Origin of the sequence: Micromonospora globispora, assembly GCF_003857015.1 — a bacterium.
GTDB lineage: Bacteria > Actinomycetota > Actinomycetes > Mycobacteriales > Micromonosporaceae > Micromonospora > Micromonospora globispora.
The window spans coordinates 1-2,802 of the sequence record NZ_QGGF01000464.1 but is presented as its reverse complement, the minus strand read 5'-3'; the positions used below and the strand labels follow the sequence as shown (position 1 = coordinate 2,802).

Here is a 2,802-nt window from a genome sequence, read left to right as displayed (position 1 = left end):
AGCGAACGCACCGGCGCCGGGTGGCCAGTGCCGCCCGCGCGGTCGCTCCACCCGGCGCCGGTGCGTTCGCTGCACATGGCGCCGCCGGTGCGGCCGGCGCGGCCGGCCCGGGCGGTCCCGTCAGGGGCCAGACACATGACACGGCCCGTTTGCTCTGCTGCAGCGGAGGCAACACCGAACGTCCGGTATCCGGACAGTCGCTGTTGCGTGGGGGGCAGCAGAGCAAAGGCGGTGGCTGAACACCTGCCATCCGGCAGAATGGGGAGACGGCATGACACCCGACCGACTGCGCGCCGCGCTGCGGGGCGTACCCGATCCGCAGTGGCTGGACGCGGCCCTGCGCCGCGTCACGACCGAGCCCACGGCGATCGCCCGGCTCTTTCCCGCCGCCGGGCGGCACTGCGGGCGGGGACCGCTGTCCGACCCGCCCGGCTGGACCGCCGACGAGGCCGCCCGGGCGCTGCTGCTCACCGCGCTCCCCGCCGACCACGCCGTCGCGGCGGAAACGCTGTACCGGCACGGTGACGCCGCCGAGAAGCGGGCGGTGCTGCGCGCCCTGCCGCTGCTGCCGATCGGCGCGGCCGGCGTCCCGCTGCTGCACGACGCCATCCGCACCAACGACACCCGGCTGATCGCCGCGGCCCTCGGCCCGTACGCCCGGCACCTGGAGCAGCCCGCCTGGCGGCAGGCGGTGCTCAAGTGCGTCTTCACCGGCGTACCGCTGGCCGTCGTCGACGACCTCGACGGCCGCGCCGACGGGGAACTGGCGGCGATGCTGGCCGCGCTGGCGGCCGAGCGGCACGCCGCCGGCCGGACCATGCCCGCCGACGCCACCGACCTGCTCCACCGGCTCGGCGCCGGCGCGGAGCTGACCACCACCAGGGAGGCGTGATGCGCATCTTCGACCCGCACATCCACATGACGTCCCGGACCACCGACGACTACGAGCGGATGGCCGCCGCCGGGGTACGCGCGGTGGTGGAGCCTGCGTTCTGGCTGGGCCAGCCGCGCACCAGCGTCGCCTCCTTCGTCGACTACTTCGACTCCCTGATCGGCTGGGAGCCGTTCCGGGCGAGCCAGTTCGGCGTCCGGCACCACGCCACGATCGCGCTGAACCCCAAGGAGGCCAACGACCCGCGCTGCCACCCGGTGCTCGACCTGCTCCCGCGCTACCTGGACAAGGACGGCGTGGTGGCGGTCGGCGAGATCGGCTACGACTCGATGACGCCGGCCGAGGACGCCGCGTTCGCCGGTCAGCTCGCTCTGGCGGTGGCCCACGGCCTGCCGGCCCTGGTGCACACCCCGCACCGGGACAAGGGCCGCGGCGTCGAGCGCACCCTCGCGGTGGTCGCCGAGTCCGGTATCGACCCGGGTCGGGTACTGGTCGACCACCTCAACGAGGTGACCGTGAAGCTGGTCCGGGACACCGGTTGTTGGCTCGGCTTCTCCATCTACCCGGAGACCAAGATGTCCCCGCCGCGGATGGTCGAGCTGCTCAAGACGTACGGGACCGAGCGGATGCTGGTCAACTCGGCCGCCGACTGGGGGCGTTCCGACCCGCTGCTCACCCGGGCCACCGGGGAGGCGATGCTGCTCGCCGGCTTCACCTCCGACGACGTCGACCGGGTGCTCTGGCGCAACCCGGTGCAGTTCTACGGCCAGTCCGGTCGGCTCGACCTGGGCGACCTGGACGACCTCGCCCCGACCTTCGCCGGCAACTCCATCCTGCGCGGGGGCGAGTGATGCGACTGCGGCACGGCGACGGCACCACCGTCCACCTCGGCTACTGCACCAACGTCCACCCCGCCGAGGACCTGACCGGCATCCTCGCCCAGCTCGACACGTACGCCGTGCCGGTCCGCCGGGCCCTCGACGCCGACGTGCTCGGGCTCGGGCTCTGGCTGGCCGCCCCGGTCACCGCCGAGCTGGCCGCCGACCCGGCGCTGCGCCGCCGGCTCCGCGCCGAACTGGCCGTACGCGGGCTGGAGGTGGTCACCCTCAACGGCTTCCCGTACGCCGCGTTCCAGGCGCCGGTGGTCAAGGGCGCCGTCTACCACCCAGACTGGACCACCCCGGACCGGCTGACCTACACGCTGGACCTGGCCCGGGTGCTGGCCGACCTGCTCCCCGACGACGCGGCCCGCGGCTCGATCTCCACCCTGCCGCTGGCCTGGCGGCAGCCGTGGGACGCCGACCGGGCCGAGACCGCCCGGCGGCGGCTCGCCGAGCTGGCGACCGGGCTCGCCGCCCTCGAGCGGGAGACCGGCCGGACAATCCGAGTCGGCTTCGAACCGGAACCGGGGTGCATTGTGGAGTCCACGGAACAGGCGGGCGCGGTATTGTCAGCCATGGATACGGACCGGCTCGGGATCTGTCTCGACCTGGCCCATCTGGCGTGCGCCTGGGAGGAGCCGGCCGAGGCGCTGGGCCGGCTCCGCGCGGCCGGGCTGCCGGTGGTCAAGGTGCAGGTCTCCGCCGCCGTCGAGGCCGCCCACCCGGCCGGTACGGCCGACGCGCTGCGCCGCTGGGTGGAGCCCCGCTTCCTGCACCAGACCCGGGCCGCCGGCTGCGCCCACGCCGCCCACCCGGCCGACCCCGCGTACGCCGCCGACGACCTGGACGACGCCCTCGACGCGCGGCTGCCCGGGCCGTGGCGGGTGCACTACCACGTGCCGCTGCACGCCCCACCCGAACCGCCGCTCACCTCCACCCTGCCGGTGCTGCGGGCCGCCCTCGCCGCGCTGTACGCCGGGCCGGCCGCCGGCTGCGACCACCTGGACGTCGAGACGTACACCTGGGGGG

General features: G+C 74.9%; 3 protein-coding genes. All 3 read left to right on the top strand.

The window, feature by feature from the left end; all coding sequences use genetic code 11:
* Positions 1-271 precede the first annotated feature (271 nt).
* Positions 272-892 (top strand): EboA domain-containing protein, encoded by a 621-nt coding sequence (locus tag DKL51_RS24900; protein ID WP_109945825.1) that lies wholly within the window; start codon positions 272-274, stop codon positions 890-892.
* Positions 892-1,743, top strand: coding sequence for a TatD family hydrolase (locus tag DKL51_RS24895; RefSeq protein WP_109945826.1), 852 nt, complete (start codon positions 892-894; stop codon positions 1,741-1,743). Before DKL51_RS24900 ends, DKL51_RS24895 begins: the two co-directional genes overlap by 1 nt.
* The coding region (eboE, locus tag DKL51_RS24890; protein ID WP_124812562.1) for a metabolite traffic protein EboE at positions 1,743-2,802 on the top strand (1,060 nt) is incomplete at its 3' end. The genes DKL51_RS24895 and eboE, both read left to right, overlap by 1 nt.

Bases quoted from the DNA above. Each gene is read 5' to 3' on its own strand.
- DKL51_RS24900 (WP_109945825.1), top strand. From the start codon at position 272: ATGACACCCGACCGACTGCGCGCCGCGCTGCGGGGCGTACCCGATCCG.
- DKL51_RS24895 (WP_109945826.1), top strand. From the start codon at position 892: ATGCGCATCTTCGACCCGCACATCCACATGACGTCCCGGACCACCGAC.